A 26,705-nucleotide genomic window follows, 5' to 3' on the forward strand; every position below is an offset into this window, starting at 1 on the left:
TATGTTACAATCTGTAAATTTTACAAAAACAACCGCCTACAAAAATCTCACGGAAGATTTTAAAAGATTAGAAAATAAGCATTTAAAAGAATTATTTAGTGCAGAAACAAATCGACAAAAGCAATTTAGTATTCTTTGGAATGATATTTTTATTGATTATTCTAAAAATAGAATTGATGCAAAAACTTTTTCAAATTTAATCTCTTTGGCTAAAGAGGTTGGACTAGAATCTGCAATAAAATCACAATTTTCAGGGGAAAAAATAAATCAAACTGAAAATAGAGCTGTCTTACACACAGCTTTAAGAAAACAATTTGGCCAATCGCTTGTTGTAGAGGGTAAGGATATTTTGACAGACATTTTTGCTGTTAAAAAACAAATGAAGGAATTTTCAGAAAAAGTAATTTCTGGAAATTGGAAAGGTTATACGGGAAAAGCCATAACTGATATTGTAAATATTGGTATTGGGGGGTCTGATTTAGGTCCTGTAATGGTTACTGAAGCTTTAAAAGCTTATAAAAACCATTTGAATTTGCATTTTGTAAGTAATGTAGATGGAACACATATTGCTGAAACATTAAAAAAATGTAATCCTGAAACGACATTATTTCTGATTGCTTCAAAGACCTTTACGACCCAGGAAACAATGGCGAATGCTTTTTCTGCAAGAAATTGGTTTTTAGCTACAGCAAAAGATGATGCCGCAGTATCTAAGCATTTTGTAGCTCTTTCTACAAATTCAGAGCAAGTACAGAAATTCGGTATTGATCCTACCAATATGTTTGTATTTTGGGATTGGGTTGGTGGTCGTTATTCCTTATGGTCGGCAATTGGACTTTCTATATGTTTAGGAATTGGTTATGATAATTTTGAATTGCTTTTAAAAGGAGCTTATGAAATGGATGAACATTTCAGAACAGCAAATTTTGAGGAAAACATTCCAGTTATTTTAGCATTATTAGGTGTATGGTATGTTAATTTCTTTGGAGCAGCTTCACATGCAATTTTACCTTATGATCAATATTTACATCGATTCGCTGCTTATTTCCAACAAGGTGATATGGAATCAAATGGTAAAACAGTTGATCGTTCAGGTAAAAGAGTGGATTACCAGACAGGACCAATTATTTGGGGAGAACCAGGAACTAATGGTCAGCATGCCTTTTATCAATTGATTCACCAAGGAACTCAAATGATTCCAGCTGATTTTATTGCTCCGGCTCAAAGTCACAACGCAATTGGAAATCATCATCAATTATTAATGTCTAACTTTTTTGCTCAAACTGAAGCATTGATGAACGGTAAAACCTTGGATGTTGCAGAAGCAGAATTAGTAAAAGCTGGATTATCAGCTGAAGAGGTTAATAAATTGGCAGCATTCAAAGTTTTTGAAGGAAATAAACCTACTAATTCAATTTTAGCCAAAAAGATTACCCCAGAAGTTTTAGGTTCTTTAATTGCGATGTATGAACATAAAATTTTTGTACAAGGTGTAATTTGGAACATTTTTAGTTATGATCAATGGGGAGTTGAATTAGGAAAGCAATTGGCTAATTCGATTTTACCAGAATTGGAAAATGAAAAAGCCATTGATTCTCACGATAGTTCAACCAATGGCCTAATTAATTTGTATAAAAATTGGAAATAATTAGTCCAATTGATCAATAAATTCATCGAAGGAGAGCAAATTTTGTTCTCCTTTTTTCATGTCTTTGATCATGATTTTTTGGGAGGCGATTTCAGTATCTCCTATTACCCCAACAAATGGAATTTGTTTTTTATCGGCAAATTCAAATGATTTCTTTATTTTTCCAAGTTCTGAATATACCTCAGCTGAAATTCCTGCTTTTCTAAATTGGTTAACATATTTTAAACTTTCAATTTGACCCGCCTCATCAAAATAGGTTAATAAGATTTTCGAGGCACTGCTTGAAATCTCAGGGAATTTATTTAAATCGTCCAGCACATCTATAATTCTTTCTATTCCGAAAGAAATTCCAACCCCCGACATATTTGGCATTCCAAAGGCTGCTGTCAAATTATCATACCTTCCCCCTCCTGCTATTGACGAAGTAAAGGAGCCTTCATCTGCTTTACCCTCATATATAAGTCCGGTATAATAGGATAATCCACGAGCTAAAGTAAAATCAAATAAAATATTTTGGTTTTTAAAACCGTTGGTTTCAACGAATTTTAAGGTTGTTTCAATTTCATTAAGTCCTTCTAATCCTATTTCATTGGAACCATAGAATGATTTTAATTTATTTAGTTTAGCTAAATTATCACCCTTAAATTCAATTAAATCCTTTATTGAATTACAATCAGTTTGAGAAAATCCAGCTTCCAATAATTCATTTGATACCTTTTCCCAGCCTATTTTATCTAATTTGTCGAGAATTACAGCAAATGGGGTAAATAATTCAAGTTTATTTAATTTATCAACAATTCCTGTTAAAATCTTTCTTGAATTAATTAATAAGTTAACCTTTAAATTCAGTGATTTAAAAATGGATTGAAATAAACTAATTAATTCTGCTTCATTGATTAAAGATGTAGAACCAACAATATCTGCATCGCATTGGTAAAACTCACGATATCTCCCTTTTTGAGGTTTATCCGCTCTCCACACGGGTTGCATTTGATAACGTTTGAATGGAAAAACCAAATCATTTCGATTCATGGAAACAAATCGTGCAAATGGTACAGTTAGGTCGTAGCGAAGTCCTTTTTCAGAAATATCAAAAGTGATTTTTTTGAATCCTTTTTCTAAATCTGATGCTTGAATATCCTTTAAGAAATCTCCTGAATTAAGAATTTTAAATAATAATTGATCACCTTCTTCACCATATTTCCCTGTTAAAACAGAAAGGTTTTCTATGGCAGGTGTTTCAATACATTGGAAACCAAATTCTTCAAAATGTTTTTGAATAATGTTAAAAACATATTTACGTTTGGACATTTGAAGGGGCCCAAAATCACGTGTTCCTCTGGCGTTACTTGGTTTCGACATAAAAAAATTAAAAAACAAAATTAATATTATTGTATCATATATTTGAAAAATAGAAGAATATTTGTAATTTTGCGAACCAAATAATAAAAGATATGGCTGTAACAAGATTAAAACGTAAAGACAGAAGAAATAAAGCAGTAGCTAACAATAAAGTAGCGACTATCAAAAGATTAAAGCAAACTCCAGAGATCAAGTTAATTGATATCGAAGCGATTAAAGCTTCTTTTGTTAAGTAGTTTCTGCTTAAAGAGATTAAAAACCGGTTAATACCGGTTTTTTTATTGCCTAAAATTTCTGAAATTAGAAAAAAAATAATTTTTAACATGAAACAAAAACTTATCTTATTCGGCTTATTACTTACTGCAAGTGCAGCTTATTCGCAAGATCATCGCCATGTTCAAATCAATCCGACAAAACCGGATGTAACAGAATATTGGGATCCAGAAGTAAAACTAGTTACTCCAGGAGCTATTCCTTCAGATGCAATTGTTTTGTTTGATGGAAAAAATTTAGATAAGTGGGAATCTATTAAAGATGGTGGTGAGGCAAAATGGAAAGTGGAAGATGGAAAAATGACTGTAGTAAAGGGTACCGGGCATATTTCTACAAAGCAAAAATTTACAGACTATCAATTGCATATTGAATGGCAATCTCCTATTGAACCAGAAACTTTAAAAAGTCAAGGAAAAGGTAACTCAGGTATTTTCATGCAAGGTATGTATGAGGTTCAAGTTTTAAATTCTTACCAAAATAGAAGTTACAGAAATGGACAAGCAGGTGCTATTTATAAGCAATCTGCCCCATTAGTAAATCCAATTCGTCCGATGGGCGAATGGAATGTGTATGATATTATATATACGGCTCCACGCTTTACAGTAAATGGTGGCATTGAAACTCCAGCTTATGTTACGGTAATTTTTAATGGTGTGGTAGTACAAAATCATACTAAAATTCAAGGAACAACAGAGTATATTGGACAGCCTTTGAATCCAGTTCATGGCCCTGGTCCAATTTCTTTACAAGATCATGGAAATGCAGTAAGTTTTAGAAACATCTGGATTCGTGAAATGTAGGAATAATATTGTAAATTTGCAGGAAGGTTTCACAAGAAGCCTTCCTTTTTTATTTTATGAAGAAAATTATTTCATGGGTTTTGAGGAATATTCCTCGTAAGTATATTCAATTATTTGCACATCAAGCTTTAAAGGTTTATGCATTTATTTTAAAGGGAAACAAAGTTAAATGTCCAGTTTGCAATGGTCATTTTTCTCATTTTCTACCCTATGGAAGGTTAAATCCAAGAGAGAATGCACTTTGTCCTTCTTGTTTGAGTTTGGAAAGACATCGATTAATGTATCTTTTTTTGCAAAAAGAAACTGATTTTTTTACTTCCAATCCAAAGGTTTTACATGTTGCTCCAGAATATTGTTTCATTGATCGCTTTGAGAATTTATTAGGTGAAAATTATATTACGGCTGATATTGAATCACCTTTAGCAAAGGTTAAAATGGATTTGCATCAAATACCTTTTGAAGATAATACCTTTGATGTGGTATTTTGTAACCATGTATTAGAACATGTTAAGGACGATTTTCAATGTATGAGGGAAATAAGAAGGGTTTTAAAGCCCACTGGATTTGCTTTATGCCAATCTCCGCAGCGGTATGATTTAGAAACGACCTATGAGGATGCAACAATTACCGATCCTAAACAAAGAGAAATTCACTTTTTGCAAGATGACCATTTACGAATTTATGGAAGGGATTATGGAAATCAATTAGAGAAATCTGGTTTTACAGTAGTTAATTATCAAATGGTTGATAAGATAGGTTTAGAAGCTAGTAAAAAAATGTGTTTACCTTTAGAAGAAACAATTTATTTGTGTAAAAAATAATGAGATATACTCCACTTTCATCAGCACTTTATATTAAAAATAGAGAGAAGTTATATGCAAAACTTCCTTCTAAATCCATCGTATTAATCGCATCAAATGATATCATGCCTACCAATGCAGATGGAACGATGGGATTTGTACAAAATTCAGAATTGTTTTATTTAAGTGGTTTGGATCAGGAGGAAACATATTTGTTGTTATTTCCTGATGCTCCCGAAGAACAGTATAAAGAAATTGCTTTTGTACGTGAAACATCTGAATTAATTGCCATTTGGGAAGGTAAAAAATATACAAAAGAAGAAGCCAAAGATTTATCGGGAATTAAGAATATTCAATGGACTGATAATTTACCTCAATTTTTAAAAACATTAATGTACACAGCTGAGCATGTTTTTGTTCTAGAAAATGAGCACATTCGAAATAGTTCAGCTGTTGAAACTCAGAACGATCGATTTATTAATTCTTTAAAAAATCAATTTAAAACAATTGATTTTAAACGCTTAGCCCCTATCACCAATGAATTACGAATGGTGAAAGAGCAAGAAGAAATAAATCAAATTCAAAAAGCAATTGATATTACCGAGAATAGTTTTCGTAGAATTTTAAATTTCGTTAAGCCTGGCGTTTGGGAATATGAAATTGAAGCGGAATTTATTCATGAGTATACCAAATCTCGATCAGGAGGATTTGCCTATACTCCAATAATAGCTTCTGGGGCCAATGCAAATGTTTTGCACTACATTTCAAATGAAAATCAATGTAAAGATGGAGATCTACTTTTATTAGATGTTGGTGCAAAATATGGTAATTATAATGCCGATATGACAAGAACTATTCCCGTAAACGGAACGTTTAGTCCACGTCAAAAAGAAGTATACCAAGCTGTATTGGATGTACTTAACTTCGCAACAGATTATTTGAAACCTGGAATCTTTTGGGTTGATTATCAGAAGGCGGTTGAAACATTTATGGAAGGTAAATTGATTGGTTTGGGATTGTTCACTAAAGAAGATGTAGCAAACCAAGATCCAACTGCTCCCCTATTTAAGAAATATTTTATGCATGGTGTAGCGCATCATTTAGGAATAGATGTGCATGATGTTTGGAATAAATATTTACCTATCCAGGCGGGAATGGTTTTGACTTGTGAGCCTGGAATTTATATCAGGGAGGAAGGAATTGGAATCAGATTGGAAAACAATTTATTAGTAACTGAAACTGGTAATATAAATCTGATGAAAAATATACCTATTGAAATTGAGGAGATAGAAAGTTTAATGAATATAAGAATATAAGAATATAAGAATATAAGAATATAAGAATATAAGAATTTAGGAACATAGAAAATTAGTAAAGTAGATTAGTAGAAAAGATTTATAAATGAAGAATATTAGGAATTTTTGTATCATCGCTCATATTGATCATGGAAAAAGTACACTTGCCGATCGATTGATTGAGTTTACCAATACGGTTCAACAAAGAGAAATGAAAAATCAATTGTTGGATGATATGGATTTGGAGCGAGAGAGAGGTATAACCATTAAATCTCATGCTATTCAAATGAATTATGAAAAAGATGGAGAGGTTTATACTTTAAATTTAATTGACACTCCCGGACACGTTGACTTCTCTTATGAAGTTTCACGTTCAATTGCAGCTTGTGAAGGGGCTTTGTTAATTGTTGATGCATCTCAAGGTATTGAAGCTCAAACTATTTCAAATTTATATTTAGCTATAAATCATGATTTAGAAATCATTCCTGTACTTAATAAGATTGATTTACCTGGGGCAATGCCTGATGAGGTTTCAGATCAAATTATCGATTTAATTGGTTGTAAAAAAGAAGAAATTATCCATGCATCTGGTAAAGAAGGAATTGGTATTAAAGATATTTTAGATGCGGTAATTGACCGTATTGAAGCTCCCAAAGGTAATCCAGAGGAACCATTACAGGCATTAATTTTTGATTCTACATTCAACTCTTATCGTGGCATAGAGGTTATTTTCCGTGTTTATAATGGAGAAATTAAAAAAGGAGATCGTGTAAAATTCATGAATACCGGCAAAGAATATTTTGCTGATGAAATTGGAACATTAGGTTTGGAACAAATTCCTAAGAATATCATCAAAACTGGTGATGTGGGTTATTTGATTTCAGGGATTAAAGATGCAAAGGAGGTAAAAGTTGGTGATACAATTACTCAAGTTGCCAATCCATGTACGGCGGCAATTCAAGGCTTTGAAGAAGTAAAACCAATGGTTTTTGCAGGTATTTATCCGGTCGATACTACCGAATTTGAAGACCTTCGTGATGCAATGGAAAAGCTTCAATTGAATGATGCCTCTTTAGTTTGGGAGCCGGAAACGTCAATGGCTTTAGGCTTTGGTTTTCGTTGCGGATTCTTAGGCATGCTTCACATGGAAATTGTTCAGGAGCGCTTAGAAAGGGAATTTGATATGACAGTTATTACCACCGTTCCTTCTGTAAAATTCAAAGTGCATACTACCTCAAAAGAAGAAAAGTGGGTTTCAGCACCAAGTGAATTACCTGAAGCAAATTTGATTGATTATATTGAAGAACCATATATAAAAGCACAAATAATTACAAAATCTGAATATACGGGTACCATAATGAGTTTGTGTATGGATAAAAGAGGTTTGTTAAAGAACCAAATTTATTTAACTACAGACCGTGTTGAATTACAATTTGATATGCCACTTTCAGAGGTTGTTTTTGACTTTTTTGATAAATTAAAAACCATTTCAAGAGGCTATGCTTCACTTGACTATGAGTTTAAAGGTTATGAAGAAGGCGAAATGGTGAAATTGGATATCATGTTGAATGGGGAAAAAGTAGATGCACTGTCTGCCATTGTACATAGAGACAAGGCTTATGAATGGGGAAAAAGATTGTGTGAAAAGTTAAGAGAGTTATTACCACGCCAACAATTTGAAATTGCCATTCAAGCAGCAATTGGTCAAAAAATTATAGCAAGAGAAACCGTAAAAGCATTGCGAAAAGATGTATTGGCAAAATGTTATGGTGGGGATATATCAAGAAAGCGTAAATTATTGGAAAAACAGAAAAAAGGTAAAAAGAGAATGCGTCAGGTTGGAAATGTAGAAATTCCGCAAGAAGCATTTATGGCTGTTTTAAAGTTAGATTAATCGAAAAAAAATACGAAAAAGTTTTAAAAACAGGCTTTTAAGCCGTAATTTTAAGTTTTATAAAAATAATACAATGGCTGTAGTAATTAGAATGCCTAAAATGAGTGATACAATGCTTGAGGGCGTTATCGCAAATTGGCTAAAAAAAGAAGGAGATGTAATCAAATCTGGTGACATTATTGCTGAAGTTGAAACAGATAAAGCAACAATGGAATTAGAAAATTATGAGGATGGAACCTTGTTACATATTGGTGTAAAAGCCGGTGAAGCGGTTCCTGTAGATGGAATTATTGCAGTAGTTGGTGAACCTGGTGAAGATTATTCAAGTTTATTAAACCCTTCAGCCCCAGCAGCAAGTGCATCAGTAGAAACTAAAGTTGAAGTTGTAAGCGATGCAGCTCCAGTTCCAGTTGCAGTAGCAGCAGAACCTTCTGTAGATTTAAGCAAAATTAATGCCAAAGCTGTTCGTATGCCTAAAATGAGCGATACAATGGTTGAAGGTGTTATAGCTAAATGGCTTAAAAAAGAGGGTGATGTAGTTAAATCAGGTGATATTATTGCTGAAGTTGAAACAGACAAAGCAACAATGGAATTGGAAAACTATGAAGATGGTACCATTTTATTTATAGGTGCAAAGGAAGGAGAAGGTGTTCCTGTTGATGGTGTAATCATGGTAGTTGGTGAACCAGGAGCTGATTATGCTCCATTATTAAAATCTCCTGCTACGCCACAAGTTGCCCCTGTAGCAACTGCAGTTCCAGCTCCTGTGGCTCAGGCTGAACCTAAAAAAACTGAGAAAGTTGAAGAAGTTAAAGCTCCATCTATTGTAGGAGAATTAAAGGCCTCTCCTCTTGCTCGTGCAATGGCAAATGAGAAAGGATTAAATTTAAAATGGATTCAAGGTACTGGAGAAGGCGGAAGAATTGTAAAATCAGATATTGAAAATTATAATCCGAATGCTGGTGGTGGTGCAATGGGAAATTTTGTTTCAGGTGAAGAATCGTATGAAGATATTCCAAACTCTCAAATGCGTAAAACAATTGCGAGAAGATTATCTCAATCTAAATTTTCAGCGCCAGAGTTTTATTTAACCATGGAAATTAACATGGATAAGGCAATTGAAGTTAGAAAGACTTTAGTTGATACCTTACCTGTTAAGATTTCATTTAATGATATGGTTATTAAAGCAACAGCTTTGTCATTAACCAAACATCCAAAAGTAAATTCTTATTGGATGGAAGATAAAATTCGTGTAAACAAGCATGTTCACATTGGAATGGCTGTTGCTGTGGAAGATGGTTTATTGGTTCCTGTAATTCGTTTTGCAAATGAAAAATCGATAGCACAAATTTCTTCAGAAGCTAAAGATTTAGGTGGCAAAGCAAAAAACAAGCAATTACAACCAAAAGATTGGGAGGGCAATACCTTTACAGTAAGTAATTTAGGTATGTTTGGAATAGACCAATTTACTTCAATTATTAACTCACCAGAATCATGTATTTTGGCTGTAGGTGGTATAAAAGAAACAGTTGGTGTAAAGAATGGACAATTCTTTGCAACTAATATTATGAAGTTAACTTTAACTTGTGACCATCGAGTAGTAGATGGTGCAGCCGGTGCTGCATTTCTACAAACTTTGAAACAATATCTCGAGGATCCAATTAGAATGTTTATTTAATTTCTTCAAGCCTCGAAAATTCGGGGCTTGATTTTTTCAATACAAAAATGTCAGAAAGTATAATACGTGTTGCTGTTCAAAAATCAGGTCGATTAAGTGAAGATTCTTTAAAATTATTCAAAGAATGTGGAATTAAATTTGAATCTGGTAGTTCAAAATTAAGATCTGTTTCCTCTAATTTCCCTTTGGAATTTTTGTTCTTAAGGGACGATGATATTCCGGGTTATGTTGAAGATGGTGTAGCAGATATTGGTGTTATTGGGTTAAATGTTTTGGAAGAAAATAAAAAGAAGGTTGATATTGTAAAGGAACTAGGTTTTTCTAAATGTCGACTTTCTTTAGCAATTCCTCGAAATGAAAATTATACGGGTTTAAATTATTTTGAAGGTAAAAATATTGCCACCTCCTACCCAAATTTAACCAATCAATTTTTGTCAGCAAATGGTGTTAAATCTCAAACCCATGAGATTTCTGGATCAGTTGAAATTGCACCAAGTATTGGCTTAGCTGATGCAATTTGTGATATTGTTTCTACCGGAGGAACTCTGTTAAGTAATGGTTTAAAAGAGGTAGCAGAAGTGTTTAAAAGTCAAGCTGTTATGATCTCAAATTCTTCTTTAAATTCAGAAAAGAAGGCAATTTTAGACAAATTACTTTTCCGAATAGATTCTGTTCAAAAAGCACAAAATGTTAAATATGTGGTATTGAATGTTGAGGAAAAAAATATTGATTTAGTAAAGAGTTTATTGCCAGGTATGAAGGCACCATCTGTGGTACCCTTGGCACAGGAAGGTTGGTATAGTATGCATTCTGTTATTTCTGAAAATGATTTCTGGGATATCATTGAATCTCTTCGTGGAGCTGGTGCTCAAGGAATTTTAGTACTTCCTATTGAAAAAATGATTTTATAAATGCTACAAATTAGTTTATTTCCTAATAAATCAGAATTTGAAGGTCTTTGCCAAAGACCTTCCTTAGATTCTAATTCATTAGAATTAACCATAAAGAATATATTTGACTCAGTTGCATTTAATAAGGATAAAGCATTAATTGAGTTTACAAAGCAATTTGAAAATCGTGAAATTTCAGAGGTTCTTTATACAGCAGAAGATATAAATGAAGGAGCTCGTTTAATTACTAATGAATTAAAAATTGCAATTAAAAAAGCTTACGATAATATTTTCAAATTTCACAAAGGACAACAATTAGAAATAAAAAAAATAGAAACGAGTCCTGGTGTCATTTGCTGGCAAAAAAGTGTAGCAATCGAAAAGGTGGGTATTTATATTCCTGGAGGTACTGCTCCCCTATTTTCCACTATTTTAATGTTGGCAATACCTGCACAAATTGCAGGTTGTAAAGAAATAATATTATCAACTCCAGCCAATCATCCAGCTATTTTTTATGCTGCACAATTATGTGGTGTAACAAAAATGACTAAAATTGGCGGTGCACAGGCAATTGCGGCTATGTCATTAGGTACCGAAAGTATCCCTAAGGTTCATAAATTATTTGGTCCAGGAAATCAATATGTAACTGCCGCTAAGATGTATGCCAATAAAATGGGTATTGCTATTGATATGCCTGCTGGACCTTCTGAAGTTGCTGTATTTGCAGATGAAACATGTAATCCTGCTTTTGTTGCCTCAGATTTGTTATCTCAAGCTGAACATGGTGCAGATTCTCAAGTAATTTTGTTAACTACAAACGAAGAAATAGTAACAAAAGTAATATCTGAATTAGAAAAACAAGTGGAACTTTTGGATCGAAAAGAGTTTGCTAAAAAATCTTTACAGCATTCTAAAGCCATTATTTTAAAGGATAAAATTGAAGTTATCACCTTTTTAAATGAATATGCAGCAGAACATTTAATCTTGGCATGTGCTGAGCCTGAGAAATTTTCTGAACATATTATTAATGCAGGTTCCATATTTTTAGGAAATTATACACCAGAATCTGCGGGAGATTATGCCTCGGGTACAAATCATACCCTACCTACTAATGGATTTGCAAAGGCGTATTCAGGGGTAAATTTAGATAGTTTTGTAAAGAAAATTACCTTACAAGCAATTTCCAAAGAGGGGTTACAAAACTTAGGTGAAACAATTATTACCATGGCAAATGCAGAATCTTTACAAGCACATGCCAATGCTGTTTCAATACGATTAAAATAATATGGATTATCAAAAATATATTTTACCGCATATTTGGAATTTAAAACCTTATTCTTCAGCAAGAGATGAATTTAAAGGTAATGAGGGAATATTTTTAGATGCAAATGAAAATCCATTAGGTTCTCCTACAACACATAATTGGAATAGATACCCTGATCCATATCAATTAGAAATCAAAGAAAAGCTTTCAAAAATCAAGAATTGTCCAAAGGAAAATATATTTCTAGGAAATGGTTCAGATGAAGCAATCGATTTATTAATTCGAATGACATGTACTCCTGGACAACAAGAAATAATTATTTGTCCTCCTACTTATGGAATGTATGAGGTAAGTGCAAATATTAATAATATAGATTTGGTAAAAGTTGATTTAACAGACAACTACCAATTAGATATACCAACTATTGTCAAGGCAATAAATCATAAAACTCGATTGATATTTATTTGTTCACCTAATAATCCAACAGGTAATAAAATTAATCGAATAGATATTTACCAAATTTTAAATCATTTTACTGAAGGTTTTGTAGTTATTGATGAGGCTTACATCGATTTCTCAGATGAACCAAGTTTTTTATTGGAGTTAAAACAATTTCCCAATTTAATCGTTTTACAAACATTGTCTAAAGCCTATGGACTTGCCTCTTTACGCTTAGGAATGGCATTTGCAGATGAGGTACTTATTAATTTGTTTAACAAAATAAAACCACCTTATAATATTAGTGGTGCTACCCAAGAACAAGTTATAGTAGCTTTAGATAATAAGGATTTTGTAAACAATTCAATAAAAGAAATTAGAAGCCAGATAAAATATTTAATTTCAGAATTAGAATTAATATCTAATGTAATTAAAATATATCCTTCCGATGCTAATTTTTTATTAGTTAAATTTAATGAGGCAAATAGGTTATTTGATTATTTAATTACACAAAAGGTAATTACACGTAACCGTTCAAGTGTACCTTTATGTTCAGATACAATTCGAATAACTATTGGTACTCAATTAGAGAATAGTAGTTTAATTCAAAATATAAAAGAATTTTACAATCATTAATATGTTAAAAAAGGGTATAATTTCTTGTTTGATATTTCTAATTCCTTTTTTGGCTCAAAGTCAGTTAAAAAATTGGGGATCAGGATTACGAGTTGGTGAACCTGGTGGTTTTATGATTCGCAAATATCTACCAAATGGTTTAAACGCCATTGAAGTAAGTATGGGTACTTATGGTGGACTTTGGGGTACTCATAGAAATTACAAAGCTGGAACTTTTCAAAACATTGGCCTTACTATTAGTGCATTATATTTATGGCATCATCCAACGATATTAAATCCTAATTTACATACCTATTATGGATTTGGTCCGCAATATACTGTCAGAGATTATTATTCACCAAATGTGCAAATAGCAGATGAAGTTAGAAAGGGTTTAGGTGGTGCAGTTATAGGTGGTATAGAATATTTTCCAATAGATGCACCTAATTTATCTTTTTTTGCCGAAATTGGATTTTATTCTGAAATATCTCCTAATCCTTTTTTTACACATCCGCAAGGTGGCATAGGAACCAGAGTGAATTTTTAGGGGATGTAGCTCAGTTGGCTAGAGCGCTTGCCTGGCAGGCAAGAGGTCGTGGGTTCGAGCCCCATCTTCTCCACAAAAAATGACCGTTAAGGTCCTTTTTTATAATCTATCCTTAAAGGATTCAAATCCAAAGGACTTATAATTGATATATTTTCCGACCGTATTTATTTTCCCAATACTTGGTAAATTAACTCCATTGAAAGTGGTAGTTTTTACCATAGTGTAATGTATCATATCTTCAAATATAATTTCATCACCAATATTTAGTGGTTCTTTAAAGGAATAATCGCCATAATAATCGCCAGCCAAACAAGTCATCCCACCAAAACGATAGACATATTCACCTTTTTGAGGTTCTATTGAAGCATTTCTAATCCTTGGTTTATAAGGCATTTCAAGCGTATCTGGCATATGGGCTGCAAAAGAAATATCTAATATAGCCACATCAATACCTGCCGAATGAACAATATCTAAAACTGTCGATTTTAAAAAACCTGTTTGCCAACCTACCGCAGATCCAGGTTCAAGAATAATTGTTAAATTAGAATACTTAGATTTAAATTCATTTAAAATTGATATTAAATGATCCACATCATAGTCTTCACTAGTTATTAAATGCCCACCCCCTAAGTTCAACCATTTTAATTGAGGTAAGAAATCTCCAAATTTCTCATCAATCACTTGTAAGGTTCTTTCCAGCACGTAAGAATCATTTTCACACATCGTATGCGAATGTAAACCTTCAATATGGGAAGGTAAACCATCTTTAAAATCAGATTTCCTAACCCCCAACCTACTTCCTGCAACACATGGATTATACATATCTGTTTCAATTTCTGAGTATTCCGGATTAATTCTAATCCCACACGAAATATTTGAAGAAATTGCTTGAGAAATGTATTTATTATACTGATTTAAGGAGTTAAAAGTAATATGTGATGCATATTGGCACATTTCAGTAAATTCTGAAGGAAGAAAGGCTGGACAATAAACATGTGCCTTTTCGTTCATTTCCTCCACAATTAATCTAGCCTCATGCAAAGAACTGGCAGTTGCTCCTGCTAAATACTTTCTGAGCAATGGAAATTCATGGTAAAAGGAAAATCCTTTTAAGGCACAAATTATCTCTATCCCGGCCTCGGTTTGTACCCTTTTTAATAACTCAAGATTTTTAATCAATAAATTTTCCTCCAACACAAAAGCTGGGGAAGGAATTGTTGGGTACTGAATTTGCATATTAATATTCGTGAGGAAGTTGAATATTTTTTAATTCATTCCAAGGTAATCCATGAACATTTAACAATTCCATGAACGGATCTGGATTAAACTCTTCAACATTATAAACACCTTCTTTAAACCACTCGCCTGAAGTCATTAAGGCTGCACCAATCATTGCAGGAACACCTGTTGTATAAGATACACCTTGTGCTTGAACTTCTTTGTAACAATCGGAGTGGTGGCAATTATTCCAAACATAATAGGTTGTATCTTTTCCACCTTTTATCCCCTTAATCTGACAACCAATACTAGTCTGCCCAGTATAATTTTCACCCAATGTACCAGGTTCTGGTAAAACTGCTTTTAAAAATTCTAAAGGAACAATATCCATTCCGTTAAATTTAATTGGCTGAATAGAAGTCATACCCACATTTTGTAATACTTCCAAATGTGTTAAATATTGTTGACCAAAAGTCATCCAAAATCTTGCTCTCTTTAAAGTTGGAAAGTTTTTCGTTAACGATTCTAATTCTTCGTGGTATAACAAATAGGACTCCTTTGGACCGATATTTGGGTAATCAATAGGTTTGTGAATAGACATAGGTTCTATTTCAACCCATTGGCCATTCTCCCAATATTTACCTTTTTGAGTAATTTCTCTAATATTTATTTCTGGATTAAAATTTGTAGCAAAGGCTTTTCCATGATCACCTGCGTTACAATCAATAATATCCAAATAATGCATTTCATCAAAATAATGCTTATTGGCATAGGCTGTATAAACACCAGTAACCCCTGGATCAAATCCACAACCTAAAAGAGCCATTAAACCAGCTTTTTTAAATCGCTCTTGATAGGCCCATTGCCAAGAATACTCAAATTTAGCCTCATCTTTAGGTTCGTAATTTGCTGTATCTAAGTAGTGGACTCCAGCCTCTAAACAAGCATCCATAATAGGTAAATCTTGGTATGGAAGTGCCACATTGATGACCAAAAATGGTTTTTCTTCTTTCAATAATTTTACCAATTCAGGTACATTATCTGCATCAACTTGTCTGGTTTTTATTTCAGTTGGCAAACCAATGTTTTTTGCTTCCTGAGCAATCGCATCGCATTTTTTTAATGTTCTAGATGCTAAAACTATTTCTGAAAAAAATGCAGGATTCATTGCACATTTTTTGGCAACTACATTTCCAACTCCACCTGCTCCAATAATTACAACCTTTTTAGACATACCTATTTTTAAAAATGAACGCAAAAATACAAAAAAAGAAGACTGAATAAATTATATTTTATTTAATTTTTAAAAGGTCTAATTACTTTTACAAATGATTTATTCCAAAATTTATTTGTCAAGTTATCTTCCCTTACCCCTTTTGAAGTAGAAGAGTGAATAAAGGTAATGTCAAATCCTCCTTTATTTTTTGTGACAATACCCGCATGATTGATAATGGTGCTACCATTTGTTTTAAAAAAAATCCAATCTCCAATTGTTATTTGATCTATGGAAACAGGCAATCCAAAATTAGATTGATCTTTTGATAATCTAGGAATTTCAAATCCTTCTAATTTATAGCTTGTATATAATAAACCAGAACAATCCATTCCATTTTCATCTATCCCTCCTGTTTTGTACGGTACTCCCGTAAAAGTTTTCAACCGATCAATAATTGAATTTATTTCCCTAAAAGAATAATTTTGAATGTATTCTGATTTTTCTAAACCCACAAATTGTTTAACCTTATGCCAAATACCACAAGAACTTAATCCTACACAGAATATTAAAAAAAATAGAGGCTTTTGTATTGAATTCTTATACATCCACAATAGTACTTTCTTCAAAGTAAATTAATTTACATTTAACATCTATATACCCCATTTCTTTCATCAGTGATTGATAATTTAAAATTTGATCTCGATGTGATTCTTTAGATTTACCAGTTTTATAATCTACAATTACAAACTGATTTCCCTTTTTAAATATTCTATCAGGCCGAATAATTGTTCCATCATCCTTGATGATTTCTTGTTCATTGATAAACGTATTAAATTCTGTTACCAAAGTTAAATAATCTTGATTTTCCAATAAGTTTAAAACACCATCAATAGCAGATTTATTGGCTTCAAATATTTCTTCAGGTAGCTTGTGTAATTTATCCTTGATCGCATCAGACTCCCAATTTGATAATAATTGATGAATATAATTTCCAAATTTACGTTTCTCTAAAGATTGTGAAAAGAAATCTTCTTTAGATTCTTTCTGTCGCAACAAAGGTCTTTTTTCCAAATTTCTTTCTAATTGAATTTGAAAATTTTCTTTCTTTTTAAAGGTATCTTTAAATTCATTTGTTGACTTACTGTCATTTAAAATATATTGAACAGAATTTTCATATTCATTAAAAGATTTATATTCTTTTTTTGAAAAATTATATAATAAAGTAGCTACATTTTCTAATTCATCTGTTGAAACCCAAGTACTAAAAGTGTACAAATCATATTTAGCACGAGTAGTAGCCACGTATAACATATTCAAAGAATCCAAAGCATTTAATTCTTTTTCTGATTCATATTGTTCTTTTAGGTAATCGAATTCTACCAATGCCTTTGAATTACCTGCCAAATAATGATTCCCCAAGAATTTATTGGAGACTTCTAACTCCTCAAAACCTGAAACTTGGTTAAAATCAAACCATTTTGGTGAATCTGTCAAATTAAAATCCCAATCGGCAAAGGCCATAATCACAACAGAATATTCTAATCCTTTACTTTTATGAATGGTTGAAATAGTAATTGCATCTGAATCATCTGACGGATTAATGGAAAATTTATCAATATTTTGATCGTAATAACTTACAAAAGCTTCAATACTATTAGAATTGTTTAATTGATATTCATCAATCAAATCAAGTAATTTCAATAAATAAGGAATTTCTGATTGATAGGATAAAAGTTTGAATGTATCTATTAACTGAATAATTACTGCTTTGGAGTCAATAGTTTGCATACAATTACTGATATCAAAATTCAAGGCGAAAAATTGATTTTGTAAAGAATCTTTTTTGTCAAAATTAAATTCAGTGGAACCAATTAAAATATGGTAATTAGCTAAAACAGTATAAGAATTTAGAGGTAATTTACTTTCTTGTAAAAATTTTAAAAAACTAATCACAAATCGAATAGCAGGTGAAAAATGTAATAATAATGAATCTGCAGAGGTGATTGTTATCGTTGGATCATTCAATTGAGTCAATTGTAGCGCTAGGAAGTTTGCTTCTTTATTCCCTCTAGTTAATATGGCAATATCTTTGTTTTTAAACCCTTTAGACTTAGAAATCTGAATTGTTTCGAATACATTTTGAAAATGCCAATTCCATTCCTCTTGACTGCGTCCTCTCGAATTTTTTGGCTTTAAATAAAAGGAACTTTCAATAGAAGAACATCCTTCAATTTGTGAGCTAGCGTTTTGTTTGAGTTGATTATTATAAACATTTGCAATAAGTGGAAAGGTTTGGGAAAGAAAAGTATTTTCCTTAATCCATTCATAAAAATTATTGTTAAATTTTACGATTTCCTTTGAACTCCTAAAATTATTAGGCAAATTTTCAGATTCCACATAATTTATTATATTTTCAAATCGTTCAAGGTCAAACTCATTATCACCTATTCGATTTTCAACAAGTGCTAAATTAGCATCGTTTAAAGCAGCAATTAAACTGACCTCTCCTCCACGAAATTTATAAATAGATTGTTTTGCATCGCCTACTATTAAACTGTTTTTATTAGAAGAAATTGCATTATCTAACAAAGGCATAAAGTTTTTCCATTGAAGAATAGAAGTATCTTGAAATTCATCAATAAATATATGTATATATCTTTCTCCCAATTTTTCATAGATAAAAGGAATTGGGTCTGCTGCAACAATTTGATTTATTTTTTTACTAAACTCAGAAATAGAGACTAGACCTTTATCTATTTGAAATTCATTCAAATCTTTTTGGATAAAGGTCAATAAAGTATATTTCCTCAAATTTCTTTTTATCAAATTGAGCAAAATAAATTTTTGAGAATGTAACTGATAGGAATTGTAAAATTCTGAAACAAATTGATTTAATTCTGTTGAAATTGTATCAATGGAAGTTTTTATATCTGCAGATGCTGATTTGGAATACCAAGTTTCTGTATCTATCGCAGTTTTCATGTAGGAATAGGGTTTTGCTTCCAATTGTGGATTTTCAAAATACTTGAAAATATCGTTAACAGGTCCCGTTTTCCCTCGTACAAAATCCTCTAAATTTAATCCATTGGAATGAATTAATTCAATAATTGAATTTGTTAAATCTTGTAAATATTTTAGGGAAAGCTTTTCAAAGGCAATGATTTGCTTTTCAATTTGTATGAAATCTTCTGTGCTGAATGAGGCAAGTTCCTTTTCTATAGCCATGTAATCTTCAGTAAAAAGAATCAGTAAAAATTTCTGTAAACTTTCTCGAAGATTATTCCATGATTTTTCATCTTCCACTTCTTTCATCGAAAAATCAATAAAAGCTTGTTTAAGCGATGAATCTGGGTATTGATTAATTTTATCTAAAATTTCATCAATTAAATCAGTTAATAATTTTTTATTATCTAAAACCACCTCAAATTGATCGGGTAGATTTAATTCTTCAATAAAACTTTGACTTAATTTTTGAACAAAGGCATCTATGGTCATTACAGAAAACAAACCATAATCTTGAAGCATTTGATGAAGGGTCTGATTTGCCCTATTGATTATTTCATCCTTTGAGATTTTGTCATTATTTAATTCTGACAAAATTTTAGTAATTATTTCTTCAGATTTCTCATATTTTTTTACATCTGTTTTTTCAAAAAACTTATTTTGACTTATTGAAAACAAAAATTCTACAATTCTTTTTTTCATTTCTTCAGCAGCCTTGTTAGTAAAAGTCACTGCCAAAATTTTACGAAAATACCCTTTGGGATCAACCTCAGACAAGGCCAATGTTAAATAATTTATGGTTAAGGTATAGGTTTTTCCAGCACCAGCAGAGGCTGAAAAGAGTTTCAAGGGCCTTTTATTCATCAAATTCTAATATTTATGCAATTTAAAATAAAAATAGGATTAAAAGGAATAGGGAAAATTCATTAACTTTGTATCCCGTAAACGAATAATTCTACAATACAATGTCTGCCAAAGCGACAAGCAAAAAAACGAAATATATATTTGTTACGGGGGGAGTAACATCATCATTAGGAAAAGGTATTATTGCCTCTTCATTAGCTAAGTTATTGCAAGCTCGCGGACTTAGTGTCACTATCCAAAAATTTGACCCGTATATTAATATCGATCCTGGTACTTTGAATCCATACGAACATGGTGAATGTTATGTAACAAATGATGGAGCTGAAACAGATTTAGACTTAGGACACTATGAGCGTTTTTTAAATGTTCCGACTAGTCAAGCCAATAATATTACTACCGGTCGTATTTATCATAATGTAATTACCAAAGAAAGAAAAGGTGATTATTTAGGTAAAACGGTTCAAGTAGTGCCTCATATCACTGACGAAATCAAAAGAAATGTTCTTTTGTTAGGTGAGACAGGCAAATTCGATATTGTTATAACAGAAATTGGCGGTTGTGTGGGTGATATTGAATCATTACCATTTATAGAAGCTGCAAGACAACTAAAATGGGATTTGGGTGAAAAATATACACTTTTTATCCATTTAACTTTGGTACCCTATTTATCTTCTGCAGGTGAATTAAAAACAAAACCAACCCAACACTCTGTAAAGGCACTTTCCGAATCAGGAATCCAACCTGATATTTTGGTTTGTAGAACAGAACATCCGCTACCTCAGGATATGAAGCGTAAAATTGGATTATTTTGCAATGTTTCGGAACAAGATGTAATTGAAGCAATGGATGCTGAAACTATCTATGATGTACCACTATTAATGAAGGAAGAAAAATTAGATAGTCGTGTTCTTTACAAATTAGATATCTACAACGATCAAGATTCCAATTTAACGCAATGGAATAATTTCTTAGGGAAATTAAAAAATCCCAAATTTGAAATTAATATCGGCTTAATAGGTAAATATGTTGAATTAAAAGATTCATATAAATCAATTGCAGAAGCGTTTATACATGCGGGGGCGGCCAATGAAATTAAGGTTAATGTAAATTGGATCTCTTCGGAAACCATGGATCCTGAAAATATGGATGAAACGCTAAAGCATTTAGATGGCATTTTAGTAGCACCTGGTTTTGGAGAAAGAGGCATTCAAGGTAAAATTGAAGCTGTTAAATATGCAAGAGAAAACAAAATTCCTTTTATGGGAATTTGTTTAGGAATGCAATGTGCTGTGATTGAATTTGCAAGAAATGTATTAGGACTTGAAAATGCTCATTCATTTGAAATGAATCCCGATACAGACAATGCCGTTATTGATATTATGGAATCTCAAAAAGATGTTTCTGAAAAAGGAGGGACCATGCGTTTAGGATCATATCCTTGTAAAATTGAAAAAGGAACATTGGCTTATAAAATTTACGGTAAAGCAAATATTCAGGAGCGACACAGACATCGTTATGAATTTAATAATAAGTATATGGATGCATTCAAAAAAGCAGGAATGCAGATGTCTGGAATAAATCCTGATACAAATTTGGTAGAAATTGTAGAATTACCTAATCATCCATTTTTTATTGGAGTACAATTCCATCCAGAATATAAATCAACGGTAGAGGTTCCCTCTCCTATTTTCGTTCATTTCATCAAGGCAGCATACCAACATGCATTGCCATTAATTAAGAATTCAAAAAATTAACCATGGATAGAAATTCAATAACCGGAATAGTTATTATTGTCGGAATGCTTTTAGGTTACGAATATTTTTTCGGATCAAAGACTCCCGCTCCAGAAACAAAAAAAACAGAAGCTGTATCAAAGGTATCTGTAAAAAAAGATTCTGTCACTAATCAAGTAATTTCAAAAGCTCTTGCATCAGATTCTGTTCAAGTAAAAGCACAGGATTTTATTTTAGAAAACAAGGATTTAAAAGTTACCTTAACCAATATTGGAGGGGCTATCAAAGAAATCAAACTTAAGAATTTTGAAACTTACAAAAATTACAATGATAAGTTAAAATCTGGTTTAGTTTTATTTGAATCAAAGAAAGATAAATTAGAATTAAGTTTACCTATTGCTGGTAAAAAGGTTTCTTTAAACTCTATCAATTATTCAACAGAAGGAGTTCAAAATGGAAAAATCACTTTTATTGGCTCCCTTCCTTCCGGAAAAAGTATAAAACAAATTTATTCATTAGCTAACGAAGGTTTTGAATTAAATTATGCAATAGATACGAAGGAAATTTCTTCTGAAATAAATGGATCTGAATATTCAATTAAATGGGTTGAAAATATTCAACAAACAGAAAAGGATATTAACGAGGAAAGAAAGGCAACGATTAATTACTTGATGCAAGAAGATGAAGAATTTGATAATTTGACAGAGAATCCTTCCAACAAAGAAACCGAAACTATTGCTAAATCTTTAGAATGGATTACTTTTAAAAAGAAGTATTTTATTGGTAGTATCATTCCTCAAAACTTTACATTTTCAAAAGCAGAATTAAATGCTACTCCTAATTTGAGTGATTCAGTTAATATTAAGACATTAGATGCAAAGATTATTGGTAATACTTCTGATTTACAAAAAGGACCTTTGAATTTCAAGTTATACTTTGGCCCAAATGATTATTCTAAAATCAAAAATATAGCTCCATCATTTGGTAAAAACGTAAAATTGAGTTACGATTTCTTGTTGCCTATTACTAAATACATTTATGTTCCCTTATTTGATTTCTTAGAAAGTATCATTTCAAATTATGGACTTTTAATTGTTATTCTTGTGCTTATCATTAAAATGGCACTTTTACCATTGACCTATAAATCGTATGTTTCAATGGCTAAAACAAGAATTTTGGCTCCAGAAATAGCTAAAATTAAGGAGCGTATCGGAGACGATGCAGCAAAAGTTCAACAAGAAACGATGAAGCTTTATCAAGAGGTTGGTGTAAATCCTTTAAGTGGTTGTATTCCGGTTTTAGCAACTATGCCAATTTTGATGGCAGTTTTCTTGTTATTTCCCAATTTAATAAATCTTAGACAGCAATCTTTTCTTTGGGCAAATGACCTTTCAACATTTGATTCTATTATCAATCTGCCATTTAAAATACCTTTTTATGGTTCTCATGTAAGTTTGTTTTGTTTATTGATGACTGCATCGCAATTGGCTTATGGTTATTATAATAATCAAATTACACCAGATCAGCCAGGGCAGCCTATCGATATGAAAAAGATGGCCTACATCACTCCTGTTATTTTTATGTTTGTGATGAACTCTTTCGCAGCTGGTTTAAGTTTCTATTATTTTGTTTCTAACTTGGTTACAATCGGCCAACAATTAGCTATTCGAAAATTTGTAAATGAGGATAAAATCAAAGTACTTTTAGATGAAAATCGTAAGAAAATAGCTGCTGGCGGAGGAAAAAAATCGAAATTTAGCCAATATCTTTCCAACCAAATGAAGGCGATGGAAGAAGCACAGAAAAGCCAACAAGCTAATAAGGGAAAAGGTAAAAGGTAGTAGTTAGTTGCAACCCTTGTGGTAGCTATTCTACGAACTCCGTAGGGGTTCAATTTTAAATAGCCGGCAATGAAATTGTTGGTAAATTAGATAAAAATGACATTAAGCGAACAATATTTTTTACGCGCAAAGGAAGTAATTCCCGGTGGAGTAAATTCACCAGTTAGAGCCTTTAAATCAGTTGGAGGATCACCAAAATTTATTGCTTCTGCAAAAAGAGAATATTTAATTGATGTAGATGGTAAAAAATATCTTGACTTAATTGGTTCTTGGGGACCCATGTTGTTTGGACATGCCCACCCATTTATTCAAGAAAAATTACAAGAAGCCATTCAAAACAGTTTTTCTTTTGGTGCCCCTTCCCTGAAAGAAATTGAATTGGCTGAAAAAATCATTTCAATGGTACCATCCATAGAAATGGTCAGATTGGTTAATTCTGGTACCGAAGCAACAATGGCAGCTATTCGATTGGCTCGTGCTTATACTTCAAAGGATAAAATAATCAAATTTGAAGGCTGCTACCATGGACATGGTGATTCCTTTTTAATTGCTGCTGGTTCTGGTGTTGCAACCTTAGGTACTCCTGATAGTCCAGGTGTTACTAAATCAACTGCAAATGATACCTTAACCGCAATTTATAATGATTTAGAATCTGTAAAAAAATTATTTGAAGCTAATCCAAAACAAATTGCAGCTATAATTTTAGAACCTGTAGTAGGAAATATGGGTTTGGTTTTACCCAAAAATGGCTTTATTGAAGGATTACGTGACCTTTGTAATCAAAATAATGCTTTATTGATATTTGATGAGGTAATGACAGGCTTTCGCCTTTCAAAATCGGGTTATCAAGGATTAACTGATGTTAAGCCAGATTTAACCACACTAGGTAAAATTATTGGAGGAGGTTTACCCGTTGGAGCTTATGGAGGTCGTAAAGATATAATGTCTATGATAGCACCATCAGGACCTGTTTATCAAGCTGGAACATTGTCTGGAAATCCATTAGCAACAACAGCCGGTTTAGCTATGTTGGAATTAATTGAAAATAATCCAAATATTTATACAGAATTGGCTAAAAAAGGAGCACAATTAAAAGCAGGGTTTGATAAAATTTCTAAAGATTTGAACATTCCAATGTTTGTTCAGTCATTGGGTTCCATGTTTACAGTTTTCTTTACAGCACAAGAAGTAAATAATTTTACAGATGCAAAAACATCTGATACAACTTTATTTGGTCAATTTTTCCATGGAATGTTGAATAAGGGAATTTACTTACCCCCTTCTCAATATGAATCTTGGTTTTTAAGTACAGTTATTTCAGATGAACAAATTCAATTTATCATTGATTCTGCATTTGAAGTATTAGAAAACTTTAAAAAATAAGCATGTTATTCAGTTTCATCATACCCGTTTATAATCGTCCTGATGAACTAGATGAATTATTATTCTGCATTCAGAATCAAACGCAAAAAAACTTTGAAATTGTTATAATTGAAGATGGTTCAAAAAATACTTCAAAAGATGTTGTTTCAAAATATCAATCCTGCGGATTACCAATAAATTACTTAGAAAAAGATAATGCAGGTCAAGGTTTTGCACGTAATGATGGATTCAAAATAGCTAAAGGAGATTTTTTTATCATTTTGGATTCTGACGCATTAATTGAGCCCAATTATTTACAAATTGTAGAAAAGGAAATTACAGAGCAAAAATTGGATTTATTCGGCGGACCAGATAAAGATCATCCTTCCTTTACAGCTATTCAAAAAGCTATTTCTTATTCAATGACTAGTTTGTTTACCACCGGTGGAATAAGGGGCAAAAAATCTAATGTAGCTGGTACTTTTCATCCCAGAAGTTTCAATATGGGAATTTCTAGAAAGGTATTTGAAGTGACTAAGGGATTCAAAATAACTCGAATGGGTGAAGATATTGAATTCTCCATACGATGTATCTCATTAGGCTTTAAATCAGGTTTGATTCCTGAAGCTTTTATCTATCACAAAAGAAGAACAAGTTTTGGCCAATTCTATAAGCAATTGCATTTTTTTGGCAGAGCTCGTATAAATATTGGTAGATTTTTTCCCAAAGAGTTAAAGTTGGTTCACTATTTCCCATTAGCCTATTTAATGGGAAGTTTATTTGCAATAATTTCAATTACCTTTTTTTCAAATTCTCCCATTTCACAAATTCTTTTTGGTGGATGGGTCTTATATAATTTAGGTATTTTTATTGATGCTACCAGAATCTACAAATCTATAAAAATTGGAATTTTAGCCTTAATTGCGGCAAATATTCAATTATCTGCCTATGGCCTCGGGTTCGTAAAAGAAAAACTTGGATTAATTAAAGATAAGTAGTCGGAATTAAATAATTCTTTACATAATCTTCTACCCCATCTTCTAAACTTGTAAACGCTTTGATATAACCAATTTGTTTTAATTTATTCATATTCGCCTCGGTAAAGTATTGATAGGTTTCGCGAATATCTTCTGGAATATCAATATATGAAATATTAGATTCTTTGTTAATTGCCTTGAATGTTGCATTAACTAAATCTAAAAAGGTTCTTGCCTTTCCAGAACCCAAATTATAAATGCCCGAGTTTTTACGATGGTACATTAAAAATATACAAACATCAATTAAATCCTTCACATAAATAAAATCGCGCGCCTGCATACCATCTGCAAAATCAGATCGATGCGATTTAAATAATTTCATGGCACCAGTATTTTTTACCTGATTAAATGTATGAAAAATTACAGAAGCCATTCTGCCTTTGTGGTATTCGTTTGGACCATAAACATTAAAAAACTTTAATCCAGCCCAAAAAAATGGCTTTTCATTTTGCTGTAATGCCCAAACATCAAAATCATTCTTAGAATCCCCGTATGGGTTTAAAGGTTTTAATTGTGGAATCAAAGACTCATTATCCTCATATCCTAACTCTCCTAGGCCATATGTAGCAGCAGAAGAAGCATAAACTAATGGAATTTGATATTCAATACACTTATTCCAAACTGTTTTAGAATAATTGAAATTTAACTTGTCAAAAATTGATTTATCAAATTCCGTTGTATCTGTTCTAGCTCCTATATGAAAACAAAATTCAATTTCATTATAATTGCTATCGATCCATTCAAAAAAATTGTCTCGATTAACGTATTCTTTGATTTTTTTTCCAACTAAATTTTTATTTTTTTCTTCATTTGAAAAATCATCCACTGCAATAATATAATTAAAATTCAATGAATTTAATTTACTAATTAAGCAAGAACCAATAAATCCTGCAGCGCCAGTGACAATGATCATAAATTGAAATATTT

The 26,705-nt window shown here is 31.9% G+C and carries 21 protein-coding genes and 1 tRNA gene; 16 read left to right on the plus strand and 6 right to left on the minus strand.

Annotated features, from left to right (window positions below):
- Window position 1: 1 nt before the first annotated feature.
- Window positions 2–1,648 (plus strand): glucose-6-phosphate isomerase, encoded by a 1,647-nt coding sequence (gene pgi, locus EOJ36_RS01755; protein WP_127802298.1) that lies wholly within the window; start codon window positions 2–4, stop codon window positions 1,646–1,648.
- On the opposite strand, the gene hisS is transcribed toward pgi, so the two are convergent.
- Complete coding sequence (hisS, locus tag EOJ36_RS01760) at window positions 1,649–3,010, minus strand: histidine--tRNA ligase (RefSeq protein WP_127802299.1); 1,362 nt, start codon at window positions 3,008–3,010, stop codon at window positions 1,649–1,651. It abuts the gene before it with no gap.
- A gap of 92 nt (window positions 3,011–3,102) precedes the next feature.
- Between hisS and EOJ36_RS11915 the strand changes: the two genes are divergently transcribed.
- From EOJ36_RS11915 to EOJ36_RS01810, 11 genes are all read left to right on the plus strand, one after another.
- Window positions 3,103–3,246: a hypothetical protein gene (locus EOJ36_RS11915; RefSeq protein ID WP_164847807.1), complete on the plus strand. Its 144-nt coding sequence runs from the start codon at window positions 3,103–3,105 to the stop codon at window positions 3,244–3,246.
- A gap of 87 nt (window positions 3,247–3,333) precedes the next feature.
- On the plus strand, window positions 3,334–4,083 hold the full coding sequence (locus tag EOJ36_RS01765; RefSeq protein WP_127802300.1) for a 3-keto-disaccharide hydrolase: 750 nt from the start codon (window positions 3,334–3,336) through the stop codon (window positions 4,081–4,083).
- Window positions 4,084–4,139: 56 nt separating this feature from the next.
- Window positions 4,140–4,904 carry a class I SAM-dependent methyltransferase gene (locus tag EOJ36_RS01770; RefSeq protein ID WP_127802301.1) on the plus strand — a complete coding sequence of 255 codons (765 nt, stop codon included), beginning with the start codon at window positions 4,140–4,142 and terminating at the stop codon, window positions 4,902–4,904.
- Entirely contained in the window at window positions 4,904–6,199 is a 1,296-nt protein-coding gene (locus tag EOJ36_RS01775) for an aminopeptidase P family protein (protein WP_127802302.1), read from the plus strand. The genes EOJ36_RS01770 and EOJ36_RS01775 overlap by 1 nt, the downstream gene beginning before the upstream one ends.
- Window positions 6,200–6,284: 85 nt before the next feature.
- Window positions 6,285–8,072 (plus strand): translation elongation factor 4, encoded by a 1,788-nt coding sequence (gene lepA / locus EOJ36_RS01780; RefSeq protein WP_127802303.1) that lies wholly within the window; start codon window positions 6,285–6,287, stop codon window positions 8,070–8,072.
- A 73-nt stretch (window positions 8,073–8,145) separates the two neighbouring features.
- The gene (locus tag EOJ36_RS01785) at window positions 8,146–9,750 is read left to right on the plus strand and encodes a pyruvate dehydrogenase complex dihydrolipoamide acetyltransferase (protein ID WP_127802304.1); all 1,605 of its coding nucleotides are present in this window, start codon (window positions 8,146–8,148) and stop codon (window positions 9,748–9,750) included.
- 47 nt (window positions 9,751–9,797) lie between these two features.
- Window positions 9,798–10,661 (plus strand): ATP phosphoribosyltransferase, encoded by an 864-nt coding sequence (gene hisG, locus EOJ36_RS01790; RefSeq protein WP_127802305.1) that lies wholly within the window; start codon window positions 9,798–9,800, stop codon window positions 10,659–10,661.
- Window positions 10,662–11,924, plus strand: coding sequence for a histidinol dehydrogenase (gene hisD / locus EOJ36_RS01795; protein WP_127802306.1), 1,263 nt, complete (start codon window positions 10,662–10,664; stop codon window positions 11,922–11,924).
- A 1-nt stretch (window position 11,925) separates the two neighbouring features.
- Window positions 11,926–12,978 carry a histidinol-phosphate transaminase gene (gene hisC / locus EOJ36_RS01800; RefSeq protein ID WP_127802307.1) on the plus strand — a complete coding sequence of 351 codons (1,053 nt, stop codon included), beginning with the start codon at window positions 11,926–11,928 and terminating at the stop codon, window positions 12,976–12,978.
- 1 nt (window position 12,979) lies between these two features.
- Window positions 12,980–13,504, plus strand: coding sequence for a hypothetical protein (locus EOJ36_RS01805; RefSeq protein WP_127802308.1), 525 nt, complete (start codon window positions 12,980–12,982; stop codon window positions 13,502–13,504).
- Window positions 13,504–13,577: transfer RNA gene (locus tag EOJ36_RS01810), tRNA-Ala, on the plus strand. The genes EOJ36_RS01805 and EOJ36_RS01810 overlap by 1 nt, the downstream gene beginning before the upstream one ends.
- 26 nt (window positions 13,578–13,603) lie before the next feature.
- Here EOJ36_RS01810 and nspC read toward each other — a convergent pair.
- The 4 genes from nspC to EOJ36_RS01830 all read right to left on the minus strand — a co-directional run bounded on the left by nspC (window position 13,604) and on the right by EOJ36_RS01830 (window position 19,805).
- Window positions 13,604–14,740, minus strand: coding sequence for a carboxynorspermidine decarboxylase (nspC, locus tag EOJ36_RS01815; protein ID WP_127802309.1), 1,137 nt, complete (start codon window positions 14,738–14,740; stop codon window positions 13,604–13,606).
- Between the two features lies 1 nt (window position 14,741).
- Window positions 14,742–15,956: a saccharopine dehydrogenase family protein gene (locus tag EOJ36_RS01820; protein WP_127802310.1), complete on the minus strand. Its 1,215-nt coding sequence runs from the start codon at window positions 15,954–15,956 to the stop codon at window positions 14,742–14,744.
- A 62-nt stretch (window positions 15,957–16,018) separates the two neighbouring features.
- Window positions 16,019–16,564 (minus strand): C40 family peptidase, encoded by a 546-nt coding sequence (locus tag EOJ36_RS01825; RefSeq protein WP_127802311.1) that lies wholly within the window; start codon window positions 16,562–16,564, stop codon window positions 16,019–16,021.
- Window positions 16,536–19,805: a UvrD-helicase domain-containing protein gene (locus tag EOJ36_RS01830; RefSeq protein ID WP_127802312.1), complete on the minus strand. Its 3,270-nt coding sequence runs from the start codon at window positions 19,803–19,805 to the stop codon at window positions 16,536–16,538. The genes EOJ36_RS01825 and EOJ36_RS01830 overlap by 29 nt, the downstream gene beginning before the upstream one ends.
- A gap of 101 nt (window positions 19,806–19,906) precedes the next feature.
- On the opposite strand from EOJ36_RS01830, the gene EOJ36_RS01835 reads away from it, so the two are divergent.
- The 4 genes from EOJ36_RS01835 (at window position 19,907) to EOJ36_RS01850 (ending at window position 25,739) form a co-directional block, all read left to right on the plus strand.
- Window positions 19,907–21,559: a CTP synthase gene (locus EOJ36_RS01835; protein ID WP_127802313.1), complete on the plus strand. Its 1,653-nt coding sequence runs from the start codon at window positions 19,907–19,909 to the stop codon at window positions 21,557–21,559.
- Between the two features lie 2 nt (window positions 21,560–21,561).
- Entirely contained in the window at window positions 21,562–23,379 is a 1,818-nt protein-coding gene (gene yidC, locus EOJ36_RS01840) for a membrane protein insertase YidC (protein WP_127802314.1), read from the plus strand.
- Window positions 23,380–23,475: 96 nt separating this feature from the next.
- Entirely contained in the window at window positions 23,476–24,762 is a 1,287-nt protein-coding gene (hemL, locus tag EOJ36_RS01845; RefSeq protein WP_127802315.1) for a glutamate-1-semialdehyde 2,1-aminomutase, read from the plus strand.
- Window positions 24,763–24,764: 2 nt separating this feature from the next.
- Window positions 24,765–25,739: a glycosyltransferase gene (locus EOJ36_RS01850; protein WP_127802316.1), complete on the plus strand. Its 975-nt coding sequence runs from the start codon at window positions 24,765–24,767 to the stop codon at window positions 25,737–25,739.
- Here the strand turns inward: EOJ36_RS01850 and rfaD are convergent.
- Window positions 25,726–26,691 carry an ADP-glyceromanno-heptose 6-epimerase gene (rfaD, locus tag EOJ36_RS01855; protein ID WP_127802317.1) on the minus strand — a complete coding sequence of 322 codons (966 nt, stop codon included), beginning with the start codon at window positions 26,689–26,691 and terminating at the stop codon, window positions 25,726–25,728. The two genes, EOJ36_RS01850 and rfaD, sit on opposite strands and share 14 nt — an antisense overlap.
- Window positions 26,692–26,705 lie beyond the last annotated feature (14 nt).

Origin of the sequence: Sandaracinomonas limnophila (assembly GCF_004005965.1) — a bacterium.
GTDB classification, from domain to species: Bacteria; Bacteroidota; Bacteroidia; order Cytophagales; family Spirosomataceae; genus Sandaracinomonas; species Sandaracinomonas limnophila.

Bases quoted from the DNA above. Each gene is read 5' to 3' on its own strand.
- hisS (WP_127802299.1), bottom strand. From the start codon at position 3,010: ATGTCGAAACCAAGTAACGCCAGAGGAACACGTGATTTTGGGCCCCTT.
- rfaD (WP_127802317.1), bottom strand. From the start codon at position 26,691: ATGATCATTGTCACTGGCGCTGCAGGATTTATTGGTTCTTGCTTAATT.
- yidC (WP_127802314.1), top strand. From the start codon at position 21,562: ATGGATAGAAATTCAATAACCGGAATAGTTATTATTGTCGGAATGCTT.
- EOJ36_RS01850 (WP_127802316.1), top strand. From the start codon at position 24,765: ATGTTATTCAGTTTCATCATACCCGTTTATAATCGTCCTGATGAACTA.
- EOJ36_RS01765 (WP_127802300.1), top strand. From the start codon at position 3,334: ATGAAACAAAAACTTATCTTATTCGGCTTATTACTTACTGCAAGTGCA.
- hisD (WP_127802306.1), top strand. From the start codon at position 10,662: ATGCTACAAATTAGTTTATTTCCTAATAAATCAGAATTTGAAGGTCTT.
- EOJ36_RS01805 (WP_127802308.1), top strand. From the start codon at position 12,980: ATGTTAAAAAAGGGTATAATTTCTTGTTTGATATTTCTAATTCCTTTT.
- EOJ36_RS01785 (WP_127802304.1), top strand. From the start codon at position 8,146: ATGGCTGTAGTAATTAGAATGCCTAAAATGAGTGATACAATGCTTGAG.
- EOJ36_RS01770 (WP_127802301.1), top strand. From the start codon at position 4,140: ATGAAGAAAATTATTTCATGGGTTTTGAGGAATATTCCTCGTAAGTAT.
- EOJ36_RS01820 (WP_127802310.1), bottom strand. From the start codon at position 15,956: ATGTCTAAAAAGGTTGTAATTATTGGAGCAGGTGGAGTTGGAAATGTA.
- hemL (WP_127802315.1), top strand. From the start codon at position 23,476: ATGACATTAAGCGAACAATATTTTTTACGCGCAAAGGAAGTAATTCCC.
- lepA (WP_127802303.1), top strand. From the start codon at position 6,285: ATGAAGAATATTAGGAATTTTTGTATCATCGCTCATATTGATCATGGA.
- nspC (WP_127802309.1), bottom strand. From the start codon at position 14,740: ATGCAAATTCAGTACCCAACAATTCCTTCCCCAGCTTTTGTGTTGGAG.
- pgi (WP_127802298.1), top strand. From the start codon at position 2: ATGTTACAATCTGTAAATTTTACAAAAACAACCGCCTACAAAAATCTC.
- EOJ36_RS01830 (WP_127802312.1), bottom strand. From the start codon at position 19,805: ATGAATAAAAGGCCCTTGAAACTCTTTTCAGCCTCTGCTGGTGCTGGA.
- EOJ36_RS01775 (WP_127802302.1), top strand. From the start codon at position 4,904: ATGAGATATACTCCACTTTCATCAGCACTTTATATTAAAAATAGAGAG.
- hisG (WP_127802305.1), top strand. From the start codon at position 9,798: ATGTCAGAAAGTATAATACGTGTTGCTGTTCAAAAATCAGGTCGATTA.
- EOJ36_RS01835 (WP_127802313.1), top strand. From the start codon at position 19,907: ATGTCTGCCAAAGCGACAAGCAAAAAAACGAAATATATATTTGTTACG.
- hisC (WP_127802307.1), top strand. From the start codon at position 11,926: ATGGATTATCAAAAATATATTTTACCGCATATTTGGAATTTAAAACCT.
- EOJ36_RS11915 (WP_164847807.1), top strand. From the start codon at position 3,103: ATGGCTGTAACAAGATTAAAACGTAAAGACAGAAGAAATAAAGCAGTA.